The sequence below is a fragment of the Bradyrhizobium sp. AZCC 1721 genome (assembly GCF_036924715.1).
Taxonomy (GTDB): Bacteria; Pseudomonadota; Alphaproteobacteria; order Rhizobiales; family Xanthobacteraceae; genus Bradyrhizobium.
The window spans coordinates 2,476,061-2,488,819 of sequence record NZ_JAZHSB010000001.1 but is presented as its reverse complement, the minus strand read 5'-3'; the positions used below and the strand labels follow the sequence as shown (position 1 = coordinate 2,488,819).

General features: G+C 62.7%; 12 protein-coding genes. 2 read left to right on the top strand and 10 right to left on the bottom strand.

Annotated features, from left to right (window positions below):
• Nucleotides 1-76: 76 nt before the first annotated feature.
• From ahcY to V1273_RS11735, 9 genes are all read right to left on the bottom strand, one after another.
• A complete protein-coding gene (gene ahcY, locus V1273_RS11775) occupies nt 77-1,510 on the bottom strand; it encodes an adenosylhomocysteinase (protein ID WP_334367845.1) in 1,434 nt (477 codons plus the stop codon).
• Nucleotides 1,511-1,639: 129 nt separating this feature from the next.
• Nucleotides 1,640-2,833, bottom strand: coding sequence for a methionine adenosyltransferase (gene metK, locus V1273_RS11770; RefSeq protein ID WP_334367844.1), 1,194 nt, complete (start codon nt 2,831-2,833; stop codon nt 1,640-1,642).
• Between the two features lie 60 nt (nt 2,834-2,893).
• On the bottom strand, nt 2,894-4,246 hold the full coding sequence (locus V1273_RS11765) for a hypothetical protein (protein ID WP_334412197.1): 1,353 nt from the start codon (nt 4,244-4,246) through the stop codon (nt 2,894-2,896).
• A gap of 159 nt (nt 4,247-4,405) precedes the next feature.
• Nucleotides 4,406-5,527: a cobalamin-independent methionine synthase II family protein gene (locus V1273_RS11760; RefSeq protein WP_334409700.1), complete on the bottom strand. Its 1,122-nt coding sequence runs from the start codon at nt 5,525-5,527 to the stop codon at nt 4,406-4,408.
• Nucleotides 5,528-5,546: 19 nt separating this feature from the next.
• Entirely contained in the window at nt 5,547-6,263 is a 717-nt protein-coding gene (locus tag V1273_RS11755; protein ID WP_334409699.1) for an ABC transporter ATP-binding protein, read from the bottom strand.
• Nucleotides 6,256-7,008, bottom strand: coding sequence for an ABC transporter ATP-binding protein (locus V1273_RS11750; RefSeq protein WP_334409698.1), 753 nt, complete (start codon nt 7,006-7,008; stop codon nt 6,256-6,258). The genes V1273_RS11755 and V1273_RS11750 overlap by 8 nt, the downstream gene beginning before the upstream one ends.
• Nucleotides 7,005-8,036, bottom strand: coding sequence for a branched-chain amino acid ABC transporter permease (locus V1273_RS11745; RefSeq protein ID WP_334367840.1), 1,032 nt, complete (start codon nt 8,034-8,036; stop codon nt 7,005-7,007). Before V1273_RS11745 ends, V1273_RS11750 begins: the two co-directional genes overlap by 4 nt.
• 7 nt (nt 8,037-8,043) lie before the next feature.
• Nucleotides 8,044-8,913, bottom strand: coding sequence for a branched-chain amino acid ABC transporter permease (locus tag V1273_RS11740; RefSeq protein WP_213290901.1), 870 nt, complete (start codon nt 8,911-8,913; stop codon nt 8,044-8,046).
• A gap of 173 nt (nt 8,914-9,086) precedes the next feature.
• Nucleotides 9,087-10,259: an ABC transporter substrate-binding protein gene (locus V1273_RS11735; protein ID WP_334382995.1), complete on the bottom strand. Its 1,173-nt coding sequence runs from the start codon at nt 10,257-10,259 to the stop codon at nt 9,087-9,089.
• A gap of 310 nt (nt 10,260-10,569) precedes the next feature.
• On the opposite strand from V1273_RS11735, the gene V1273_RS11730 reads away from it, so the two are divergent.
• Nucleotides 10,570-10,848 carry a hypothetical protein gene (locus V1273_RS11730; RefSeq protein ID WP_334409696.1) on the top strand — a complete coding sequence of 93 codons (279 nt, stop codon included), beginning with the start codon at nt 10,570-10,572 and terminating at the stop codon, nt 10,846-10,848.
• On the opposite strand, the gene purU is transcribed toward V1273_RS11730, so the two are convergent.
• Complete coding sequence (purU, locus tag V1273_RS11725) at nt 10,845-11,708, bottom strand: formyltetrahydrofolate deformylase (protein ID WP_334409695.1); 864 nt, start codon at nt 11,706-11,708, stop codon at nt 10,845-10,847. The two genes, V1273_RS11730 and purU, sit on opposite strands and share 4 nt — an antisense overlap.
• A gap of 143 nt (nt 11,709-11,851) precedes the next feature.
• On the opposite strand from purU, the gene V1273_RS11720 reads away from it, so the two are divergent.
• Nucleotides 11,852-12,697: a uroporphyrinogen-III synthase gene (locus V1273_RS11720; protein WP_334409694.1), complete on the top strand. Its 846-nt coding sequence runs from the start codon at nt 11,852-11,854 to the stop codon at nt 12,695-12,697.
• The last annotated feature ends 62 nt before the right edge of the window (nt 12,698-12,759 follow it).

Genomic DNA, 12,759 nt, shown 5'->3' with positions numbered 1-12,759 from the left:
GTGCGACCGATCAGCAAAAAGCCCCGGATCGCTCCGGGGCTTGGTAGTGCTTCAGGACGTCGCCCGCGACGTGAAGTCAGTAGCGGTAATGATCCGACTTGAACGGGCCTTCCGGCTTGACGCCGATATAGTCGGCCTGGTCCTTGCGCAGTTCGGTCAGCTTGACGCCGATCTTGGCGAGATGCAGCCGCGCCACCTTCTCGTCGAGCGTCTTCGGCAGCACGTAGACCTTCTTCTCGTACTTGCCGTCCTTGTTGTTGGCGAACAGTTCGATCTGCGCCAGCGTCTGGTTGGTGAAGGACGCCGACATCACGAAGGACGGATGACCCATGGCGTTGCCGAGGTTTACGAGGCGACCTTCCGACAGCAGGATGATGCGGTGCTTGTCGGGGAATTCGATCTCGTCGACCTGCGGCTTGATGTTGGTCCACTTCAGGTTACGCAAGCCAGCGATCTGGATTTCGTTATCGAAGTGACCGATGTTGCAGACGATGGCGCGATCCTTCATCGCGCGCATGTGGTCGATGGTGATGATGTCCTTGTTGCCGGTCGCGGTAACGAAGATGTCGGCGCGGGGCGCTGCGTCTTCCATCGTCGTGACTTCATAGCCTTCCATCGCCGCCTGGAGCGCGCAGATCGGATCGACTTCGGAGACCATGACGCGGCAGCCGGCCTGGCGCAGCGACGCCGCCGAGCCCTTGCCGACATCGCCGAAGCCCGCCACCATCGCGGTCTTGCCGGACATCATAACGTCGGTGCCGCGGCGGATGCCGTCGACCAGCGACTCGCGGCAACCATAGAGATTGTCGAATTTCGATTTCGTCACGCTGTCGTTGACGTTGATGGCGGGGAACAACAGCGTGCCCTTGTTCGCCATATCGTAGAGGCGATGCACGCCCGTGGTGGTCTCCTCCGAGACGCCCTTGATGTTCTTGGCGATCTCGGCGAAGTAACCCTTCGGCTTCTCCTTCAGGAGGCGCTTGACGAGCGCATAGAAGATTTCCTCCTCCTCCGAAGTCGGCTTGTCGAGGAAGGCGGTATCGCCCTGCTCGGCGCGGAAGCCGGCATGCACCAGCATGGTGGCATCGCCGCCGTCATCGAGGATCATGTTGGGCGTGCCGCCGCCGTGCCAGTCGAACAGCTTTGCGGTGTAGTCCCAGTATTCGGCGAGCGTCTCGCCCTTCACCGCAAACACCGGAATGCCGGCGGCGGCGATCGCGGCAGCCGCATGGTCCTGCGTCGAATAGATGTTGCACGACACCCAGCGGATGTCGGCGCCGAGTGCGGCCAGCGTCTCGATCAAGACCGCGGTCTGGATCGTCATGTGCAGGGAGCCGGCGATGCGAGCGCCCTTCAGCGGCTGCTTCGGACCGTATTCCTCGCGCGTCGCCATCAGGCCCGGCATCTCGGTCTCGGCCAGCGAGATTTCCTTGCGGCCGAATTCGGCGAGCGAAATGTCCTTGACGATGTAGTCGGTGAAGGCGGGCTTCTTGGCGGCGGCGGTGGTCATGGGGAGTTTCCCTCTGTTTGAGCTCGTCATTCCGGGGCGCGCGTGAGCCGCGAACCCGGAATCTCGAAATCATGGAAAAAGATTCCGGGTTCACCGCTATCGCGGTGCCCCGGAATGATGCTGTTAAGACTAAACCGCGCGCTTGAGCGGTTCGACCAGATCGGTCTTCTCCCAGGAGAAGCCGCCTTCATTATCGGGCGTGCGACCGAAATGGCCGTAGGCTGCGGTACGCGCGTAAATCGGGCGATTGAGATCGAGATGGGTGCGGATGCCGCGCGGCGTCAAATCCATCGCCTTCGCGGCTGCCTGCTCGAGCTGGTCTTCCGGCACCTTTCCAGTGCCGTGGGTATCGATATAGATCGACAGCGGACGCGCCACACCGATCGCGTAAGCGAGCTGCAGGGTGCAGCGGTCGGCGAGACCGGCGGCGACGATGTTCTTGGCGACATAACGCGCGGCATAGGCGGCCGAACGGTCGACCTTGGTCGGGTCCTTGCCGGAGAAGGCGCCGCCGCCATGCGGGGCCGCGCCGCCATACGTATCGACGATGATCTTTCGGCCGGTAAGACCGGAATCGCCGTCGGGACCGCCGATGTAGAATTTTCCGGTCGGATTGATGTGCCAGATGGTCTTGCCGTTGATCCATTCCTTCGGCAGCGCCTCGCGGACATAGGGTTCGACGATGTCACGAATCTGATTGGAGGTGAGGTCCTCGACCAGATGCTGGTGCGAGACCACGATCTCGCGCACGCCGACCGGCTTGCCGTTCTCGTACTGCACGGTGACCTGGCTCTTGGAGTCCGGACCCAGAACCTTCTCGCGGCCGGAGTGGCGCGCTTCGGAAATCAACCGAAGGATCTTGTGGGCGTAGAAGATCGGCGCCGGCATCAGGTCAGGCGTCTCGTTGGTGGCGTAGCCGAACATGATGCCCTGGTCGCCCGCGCCCTCTTCCTGGTTGCTGGGCTGCTTGGCGTCGACGCCCTGCGCGATGTCAGCGGACTGCGGATGCAGCAGGATTTCAATGTCGGCGGTCTTCCAGTGGAAACCCTCCTGCTCGTAGCCGATGTCCTTGATCGCCTCGCGCACGGTGTTTTCGATCTGTTCATTGGTGACCGATTCCGGGCCGCGCGTTTCGCCAGCGATGACGACCTTGTTGGTGGTGGCAAGCGTTTCGCAGGCCGCGCGGATCTGCCAGGGGTCGATGCCCGCCTTCGGGCCTTCCCGGTAGAACAGGTCGACGATCTCGTCCGAGATTCGATCGCAAACCTTGTCCGGATGACCCTCGGAAACCGACTCGCTGGTGAAGAGATAGGAGGCGCGCATCAACAAACCCCTTGTTCCCGCCGGACCCCGGCGGCTGTCTGTGTTGTGTATCCTGGAATGTCAGTCGCGACGTCGCGAAATGACGTAGGATTCGTCGTAAAACCAAAGCCCGTTATGCTTGCGCAGAACCTCTCTGGTGGCATCGAGCGTCCGGCTGTTTTCAGTCATTTCGGTCAACCGGTCGTCTTCGATCTGGGCGACATACACCGCCGCATTCCACGCTGCAAAGGCCGTCGAGGTTCCGATCGAGCCGGTGACCTCGTTGGGCAGCGCTTCCATATCATAACGGAAGATGGAACGGTTATCGGCGTAGGCATTAAAATTAAGGTCCCGCCCGGCCGACCCCAGCTCGTATTTCACCGCGCGCAATAGCTCATGACGGCTCACGGCGAAAGGATTTTCTCCCGGCCAGACGGACTGGATGATTTCCAGGCCTGGATCCTGCCCGTGGGAGTGAATTCCAATCAATCGGCCCCCTGCCCGAAGCGACCGGGCCAGCGGTGCAATGATCCGCTTGGCGCGGAAATTCACAGAGGATTTTGCCCGATAGGGCTGGGAAGCGATCACAAGGTCGAAATTGGCCTCGGTCCGACCGGCCCGTGGGATGATCGAATCAAGCAGGAACCGGTGGTCCTCCCGGTACAGCACCAGCGCCACCGGCCGCTCATAGATCGGCATGCCCGATTTAGGGCTGATATTGGCGCGCCAGTTCTGTTCCAGAAACGGCCCCAATTCGGCGATCTGGGCCTCGAATTCCCCCGACGAGGCCCCCCGCAGGGCCACTTCGTGCCAGATCATGCCCGCGGCTGCCGCAGGCGAGGCCGGCGTCAGCCAGGGCGCCTCCGCATAGTGCATGTTGGTCAGGACGATGACGGTCGCCGGGTGCTCGAACAGCCGGTCTGGCACCTTGTCGAGCGTAAGGCGTACGTCCTCCAGGCTCAACTCCTTGCCGGCGATATAGAACGGCATATGGGGGAAACGGCCGTGCATCGAGCGCATCACCCGCGCGAGCACCGTGCCGTCTCCGACTCCCGCGTCGAATACCCTGAGCGCCGGCGGCCGCGGATGCAGGCTGGACAATTCCAGCGCCACCCGCTCGGCAATCACCCGCTTTTCGCTGCAGGTATGCACGAACAGCAGGTATTTCTGCCGGTTCTCGAAGAAGCGGAAATTGCCCCGGGGATCGCGCTTTTCGGGCGGCACTTCAAGGCCGCGCGGCGGCGGCAGCGTGCCGGTGGACGCCGCGATAAAGGCCTGGATGCGGTCCAGAGTATCGATAGTGATGCGCTTGCCCTCGCGCAGCCGCTGCACCAGCTTGCCGTCGTTGACCGCCCGGCGTCCGAACGTCGTCTCCGCCATGTCGGCCTGGCGGCAGAACTCGGTGATCTGGCTGAGGATCTGGTCGTTTTTCATCGGGCCGGGGCTTGGGAAGTCGTGGTGGGCAGCGGTAGCTGGCCAGGTTGTCCTACCACCATCTGCCCACTGGGGGAAATGAATCCCTGCCCGGCCCAAGCGCTGTCATTGCGAGGCGAACGCCCGCCGCTCACGCTCCGCGTAATGACGGCCGAGAGCCTACGACTTCCCCCATACCTCGTTCGCCACTTCCACCGCGAGGCTGAGCTTGGCCCACTGCTCTTCCTCGGAGAGGATGTTGCCTTCCTCGGTCGAGGCAAAGCCGCATTGCGGCGATACTGCGAGCTGGTCGAGCGGGGCGAACTTGGCGGCCTCATCGAGGCGGCGCTTGACGTCGTCCTTCTTCTCGAGCTCGCCGAACTTCGAGGTGATGACGCCGACCACGACCACCTTGTTGCCCTTCGGCAGGTAGCGCAGCGGCTCGAAGCCGCCGGCGCGGTCGGAATCATATTCGAGGAAATAGCCGTCGTAGTTGGTGCCAGCCAGCATGGTCTCGGCCACCGGCTCGTAGCCGCCGGACGAAATCCAGGTGGAGCGGAAATTGCCGCGACAGACGTGCGTCGTGATCACCATGTCGGCCGGGCGCTCCGCAAGCGCATAGTTGATGACGCGCGCATAGATTTCCTGCAGGCCGTCGGGGTTGTCGCCGCGATCGCGCGCCTTCTGCAGTTCGTCCTGCGAGCAGAGATAGGCCCATACGGTGTCGTCGAATTGCAGGTAACGGCAGCCGGCGTCATAAAACGCCTTCACCGCCTTGCGATAGGTCTTGCCGAGGTCGAGGAAGAACTCCTCGAGATCGGGATAGACCTCCTTCGAGATCGACTTGCGGCCGCCGCGGAAATGCAGCACAGCGGGCGACGGGATCGTCATCTTCGGCGTGACGTGAGCTGTATCAGCATGCTTCTTCAGGAAGCGGAAGTGATCCAGCATCGGATGATTGTCCGGGAAGTCGAGCTTGCCGATCACGCGGACGGCGTCGTGCCTCGTTTCCACGCCGGCGAACTGGATGCCCGTTTCGGGGTGGAACAGCTCACAGCCGGTGAGATGGCTAAGAAAGTCGAAATGCCACCAGGAGCGGCGGAACTCGCCATCGGTCGCGAGCTTCAGCCCGATCGAGGCCTGCTTGTGCACGACCTTTTCGATCTCGAGGTCCTCGGCCTTGCGCAGGTCCTCCGCTGTGATCTCACCCTTCTCCAGCTTGGCGCGCGCTTCCTTGATGCGCGGCGGACGCAACAGACTGCCGACCTCGTCGGCGCGGAACGGGGGCTTTGTTCTCTGCATGGTCTCAACTCCCATAAATCTAGTGGGCGGCCGCGCCGGCGACGCCGAGATAGCGTTCGAGCACGGCGGGATCGGCCTTCAACGCGTGGCTTGCCGCATCATGCACGATTGCGCCGCGTTCCAATATCACAACCCGATCGGCCAGCCCCAAAATCTTTTGCGCATTCTGCTCGACGATAACCGAGCAGATGCCGCCTGCCCGGGTGATGGTGCCGAGCGCCCTTAACAGTTCTTCAACGATGATCGGCGCCAGTCCCTCGGTCGGCTCGTCCAGCAGCAACACCTTGGGATTGAGGGTCAGTGCGCGGCCGATCGCCAGCATCTGCTGCTCGCCGCCGGAAAGCTGGTTGCCAAAATTGTTGCGGCGCTCCTTCAGCCGCGGAAACATCTCGTAGACTTTCTCCACGGTCCATAGTCCGGGCTGGGCCACCGCGGTCATGTTCTCCTCGACCGTCAGCGAGCGAAAGATGTTGCGTTCCTGCGGTACCCAGCCGATCCCGGCCCGCGCCCGCTGGTCCGGGCGCATCGCGGTGATGTCGAGCCCGCCGAGCGCAATCGTGCCGCCGAAACGGCGGGTGATGCCGACGATCGAATTGATCAGCGTGGTCTTGCCGGTGCCGTTGCGCCCCAGCAGCGCCAGCACCTGACCCTCGCCCAGCGACAGCGACATCGAAGGCAACACCACGGCTTCGCCGTAGCCGGCGCGCAAGGCATCGATGGCGAGAAGCTCAGGCATGGGCCGCCTCGCCGAGATAGACCGCCTTCACTTGCGGATCGCGCGCCACTTCGTCCGGCGGGCCTTCCACCAGCATGGCGCCGTTGACCAGCACCGAGATACGGTCGGCGAAGGAGAACACCAGATCCATGTCGTGCTCGATCAGCAGCACCGTGACGTCGCGCGGCAGGGCAGCGACCGCCGCCAGAATATCGTGACGCTCGCTCTCGGGCACACCGGCAGCGGGCTCGTCGAGCAGCAGCACGCGGGGCCGGGTTGCAATGGCGACAGCGATCTCGAGCAGGCGCTGTTTGCCGTAAGGCAGCGTCGCGGTGCGCTCGTTCATTACGTCAAGCAAATGAAAACGTCCCAGCGTTTCCGCGACCTCCTGATTGACCTCGTCGCGCGTGCCCATCCGCCGCCACCAGTCTACGCCGCGGCCGAGACGTTCCGAGACGGCGAGCCCGACCGTTTCGAGCGGGGTCAGGTCGGCATAGAGCTGATTGATCTGGAAGGTGCGCGACAGCCCACGCAGCACTCGCTTGTGCACCGGCAAATCGGTGATGTCGTTGCCCTCGAGCAGGATCCGTCCCGCATTGGGCTTGAGCACGCCGGTCAGCAAATTGATGACGGTGGTCTTGCCGGCGCCGTTGGGCCCGATCAGGGCATGGCGAGCGCCCTGCTCCACCTTCAGCGACAGCTCGCGCGTGACCCGCAAGCCGCCGAAGGATTTTTCCAGCCCCCTGGTTTCGAGCGCGATCGTCATGGCGCATCACTTTCGGGAACGGCCACGACGGCCTTGCGTCCGAAGACCTGACGGATGACGAGGTTCGGCCCCCAAAGCACCCAGCGATGGATGCGTTCGCGGCCGATCAACACCATCACGACCAGCACGAGACCGATCCAGAACAGCCAGTATTGCGGCGTGATGGTCTGAAACAGCTCCTGCAGCATCTTGAACACGACGGCGCCGATCAGCCCGCCATAGAGATAGCCGGTGCCGCCGATCACGAGCACCAGCATCAGATCGGCCGAGCGCTCGAACGCGAACACGTCGAGCGAGGCCAGCGCCGTGGTCTGGGTGAACAGCGCCCCGGCAATGCCGGCGTAGAACGCGGCGATCGTATAGATCGCGATCAGGCGTCGGTTGACGGGCACGCCGATGGCCGACGCCCGCAGCGGATTATTCTTGATCGCGCGCAGCGACAGGCCGAACGGCGAATTCACGATCCGCCGCGCCAGCAGAAACAGCAGGAACAGCACGATCAGCGAATAGAAGAATCCGGTCTTGCCGAACATGTCGAACGCAAACAGGCCGAGGATCGGCTGCATCTCGATGCCCTGCAGCCCGTCGGTGCCGCCGGTGATATTGGAGAACCGTTCCGCCAGCGCTTCGAGCAGCAGCGCAATGCCGAGCGTCACCATCAGCCGTGTGAGGTCGACGCCGCGGATGACGAGGAAACTGGTGAGGAAACCGAGCACCATGGCGACGAGGCCGGCGACGACCAGCGCGATTACCGGCTCGTTGATGATGCCATGCAGCGCCAGCAGCCCGGCCGAATAGGCGCCGACGCCAAAGAACGCGGCGTGCCCCAGCGAGACAATGCCGGCGTAGCCGAGGATCAGATCGAGCGACAGCGTGAACAACGCCAGCCGCAAGATATCGGTCATGATCAGATAGCGGGACGGAAACAGGAACGCGCAGGACAGCGCGAGAATCCAGAACGCGATCTCGGCCGGGCGCCAGCGGGCGCGGGCGATGGCATGGGATGAGACGTCGGAGGCTGCGGTCATCGCGGACTCATCGCGCGGCGGCGCGGCCGAACAGACCGTTCGGACGCCAGATCAGGATAACGATCATGATGGTGTAGATGACGAACGGTCCCATCTTCGGCACGTAATATTTGCCGGCGACGTCGCCGATGCCGAGCAGCAGCGATGCCAGGAACGGCCCGGTGATACTGGAGGAGCCGCCTACGGTGACCACGATCAAAAAGTAGATCATGAATTTTAGCGGAAAATACGGATCAAGCCCGAGGATCTCGGCGCTCAGCGCACCGCCGAGGCCGGCAAGGCCGCAGCCAAAGGCGAAGGTGAACGCAAACACCTGCGGCACGTTGATGCCGAGGCCGCTAGCGGCGCGCGGATCGTCCACCGCTGCGCGCAGGCGGCTGCCGAAACGGGTTTTCGCCAAAATCAATTGCAGCGCCACCGTGAGCAGGCCGCAGATCACGATGATCATCAGCCGGTAGCGGCCGATGCCGACGCCGAAGAAGTCGAACTGTCCCTCCAGCGCCGCCGGCAGTTTGATGAAAATCCGCGACGATCCCATGATGTAATCGACTGCCGCCACCGACATGAAGGTGAGGCCGATCGTGAACAGCACCTGGTCGAGATGGCTGCGGGTGTAGAGGTGGCGATAGAGCGTGCGCTCCAGCGCCACGCCAACCAGCGCAGCCGTAACAAAGGCCAGCGGCAGCGCGGAAAAGAACGGCCAACCCTGGTTGTTGACCAGCACCGCGCAGATATAGCCGCCGGTCATGGCGAAGGCGCCATGAGCCAGATTGACAAAATTCATCAACCCGAGTGTCACCGCCAGCCCGCAGGCGAGCACGAACAGCAGCATGCCGTAGGCGACACCGTCGAACAGGATGGTGAATAGCGTGGTCATTGGTCAGCGAAGTCTAACAATGCTAGCGAGGGACACGAAATCAACGGCATCGTCATGGCCGGGCTTGTCCCCGCCATCCACGACTTCCTCGCCCGTTGAGGGGCGTGGATGCCCGGGTCAAGCCCGGGCATGACGTGGAGAGAGCGGGAGATGCGCCCCGGAATGACCTTCGGTCACTTCTTCGTCTTGCCCGAATCCTTCACCGCCTCGAAGGTCGCGAACTCGACGTTGTAGAGTTCGCCGTCGACCTTCTCGACCTTGCGGATGTAGATGTTCTGCACGATGTCGCGGGTTTCCGGATCGATCATGATCGGGCCGCGGGGGCTTTCCCACTTTGCGCCCTTCATCGCCGCGATCAGCGCGTCGCCGTCGGTCTTGCCGCCGGTCTTCTTCAGCGCCTCGTAGATCAATCGGATACCGTCATAGCCGCCGACCGCCATGAAGCCCGGGCGCTGGCCGAACGCCTTCTTGTAGGCGGCGACGAATTCCTTGTTCGCGGCCGAGGGATGCGCGGCCGAATAGAGATGCGCCGTCACCGTGCCGAGCGCCGCGTCGCCCATGCCGTTGAGCAGGTCGTCGTCCATCACGTCGCCGGGGCCGATCACCTTGATGCCCGCCTTGTCGAGCCCGCGCTCGGCATACTGCTTCATGAAGTTGCCGCCTTGGCCTGCCGGCACGAACACGAACACTGCGTCAGGCTTGGAGTCCTTCATGCGCTGCAAGAACGGAGCAAAATCAGGGTTTTGCAGCGGCACCTTCACCTCTTCGACGATCTCCCCGCCGCCGGCGGTGAAGTTCTGCTTGAAGAAGTTCAGCGCGTCATTGCCGGGCGCGTAGTCGGAGGTCAGCGTCGCGACCTTCTTGATGCCGTTCTTGGCGGCCCAATCACCGATGATGGTGCACGACTGCGCCAGCGTGAACGAGGTTCGGACGATGTAGGGCGAGCGCTCGGTGATGATCGAGGTGCCCGCCGCCATCACGATTTCGGGAACCTTGGCCTGCGTCGCCAGCGGCGCCGCCGCGAGCGCAGCGGGCGTCACGCCAAAACCTGCGATGAAATTGACCTTGTCGTTGACGATCAGTTCCTGCGCTAGGCGCTTGGTGTTGTCGGGAACCGCACCGTCGTCCTTCAGGATGACTTCGATCTTCTTGCCGGCGACGGTATCGCCGTTCTGCTGCATGTAGAGCTTGACCGCGTTGTCGATCTGCTTGCCGGTCGAGGCCTGGCCGCCGGTCATCGGCAGGATCAGGCCAATCTTGACGGCGTCCTGGGCGTGGGCCGGCGCAAGCGCCAGCATCGCGGCGACTGAGCCTGCGGCCAGCAATATTTGACTGCGAATAGACATGAGCATCTCTCCCCCTGATCGGCCTTGTGTCTCGAACCGAGTCCCCGGCCCTTGATCTCACCATAACCCAGATTTTTCCGCCGGGTAGCGCGGCAACATGGCGTCCTTGGCCGCCCTTTTGTCAATCGGACCATTGGCGGGTCGCAGCGAAGAAGCCGCATAGCCGCAAAAGACGTGACGCGATTGCCGCCGCTTTTGTACGATTGTACAAATGAAATGGTCCTGTCAACAAAGAACCGCTTTCGCCGGTTCCCAGAGCAGCGCCCTAAATCCATCATCCTTAAACGGTTAAGGTTGTAGTCTTCTGCCAATGACGACCAGCGCGCGCCACATTGTCACGATCGTCACCGTTGCCCTCGCGGGCTGCGGCTTGAGCGGCTGTGGGACCATCAACGAGAAAGTCTCAGCCGGCGTCAGCGATGCCATTCCAGCTTGGGCCGGCGGCTTGCCGGCCGACGCGCCGCCGCGCCCGGGAACGGCGAAGTATGACGAGTACATGCGGGAGCGCGAGCGAAAGCGCCTAATGCCGGCCTCCGAACGCGACAAGGAGACCAACCCGGCTCCTGCGTCCAAGGATGCGGCGCGCTAATCCATAAACACAACCGTCTTGCGGCCGTTGAGGATGACGCGGTCCTCGAGATGATGGCGCATGGCACGCGCCAGTACGCGGCGTTCGATGTCGCGACCCTTGCGCGAGAGATCTTCCGGCGTATCGCGATGGCTGATGCGCTCGACGTCCTGGTCGATGATCGGGCCTTCGTCGAGGTCGCGGGTGACGTAGTGCGCGGTGGCGCCGATCAGCTTGACGCCGCGCTCATGGGCCTGGTGATAGGGACGCGCGCCCTTGAAGCCCGGCAGGAACGAATGGTGGATGTTGATGCATCGGCCGGACAGTTTTGCCGACATTTCGTCGGACAGGATCTGCATGTAGCGCGCCAGCACGACGAGATCGGTCGTTGTGTCCTGAACCAGTTTCCAGACCGCCTCTTCCTGCTCGCGCTTGGTTTCCTTCGTCACCGGCAAATAGTGGAACGGGATCTCGCCGAAATCGAGCGAGCTGTAGGTCTCGCGCGGATGGTTGGAAACGATCGCGGTCGGTATCATCTCGAGTTCGCCGGTGCGCCAGCGATAGAGGATGTCGACCAGGCAATGATCCGACTTGGAAACCAGCAGCATCACCCGGCGGCGATTGGCGCGGTCGCGCATCTGCCAGTCCATGTTGAAGCGCTCGGCGATCGCGGCAAAGCCGGTCTGCAGCGCCTGCAATTCGACGGCGAGATCGGCGGCGGTGAACACCACCCGCATGAAGAATTTCATGGTCTCGACGTCGTCGAACTGCTGGGCATCCAAAATGTTCTGACCGTTATGGGCCAGAAAGGTCGACACCGCGGAAACGATGCCGGGGCGATCCGGGCAGGACAGGGTCAGGACGAATTGGTGATCGGGCATGGCGCTGACTTGACTACAATTCAGGCAGAAGGGTGAAAACCTCGGATTTGCGCCCTGCTCTATCATCGCAGACGCGCTTGCGCCAATCCGGAAACCGGGGTCAGGATGAACAAAGCGCGAAGCAAAAGCGTTGGAGCGAGATCATGGCTGACAGATTGAACGGTTACCGCATCCTGATCCTGGAAACGCGCGAGGAAGCGCAGTTCTCCCGCCTGCTCACCGAGCAGGGCGCCGACGTGCTGCAATGTCCGATGTTCACCATCCACGATGCGCCGGACCCGGCGCCGGTCGAAGCCTGGATCAGGCGGTCGATCGAAAAGCCCTTCGATGATTTGGTGCTGATGACGGGCGAAGGCCTGCGCCGGCTGATGAAGGTGGTCCGGCGCATCGGCGTCGAACAGGAGTTCATTGCGTCTCTCGGCAAGGCGCGCAAATTCGCCCGCGGCCCCAAGCCGGGCAAGGCGCTGCGCGAAATCGGGCTGGAACCGCAGATGACGACGGAGAAGCCGACCTCCGAAGGCGTCGCCGAGATGCTGTCGCGCCTCGACCTCAGCGGCCATCGCCTCGGCCTGCAGCTCTATCCGGACAAAGACCACAGCGTCCTGATCGGCGCTATCAAGGCGCACGGTGCCGAGGTCGATACGGTGTTGCCTTACGTCTACGACGCGCAGGCTGCGGACGCTAACATCATCAATGCAATCGACGAGATGGCGGCGAGCCGCATCGACGCGATCGCGCTCACCAATCTTGGTCAGATCCGTCGACTGATCGAGGTCGCGCGGACGCAGGGTTGCGAGGATCGGTTACGCGAAGGGCTTGACCGCACGCCAATCGCTTCGGTCGGACCGGCGGTCTCCGATGAACTGAAGTCCCACGGCCTGCGCACCGATATCTATCCGGCGGAGGACGCTTTTTTCATGCGGCCACTGATCTCGGCGATGGCAATGGCGCTTGGCAAGAGTCCGCCGCGGGCGATGGCGAGAAACTGACAACTTGAACCATAATCTGGATTACTTGCGACCAGCAAAACTCGCTTTGCAGCTGAAAGCGG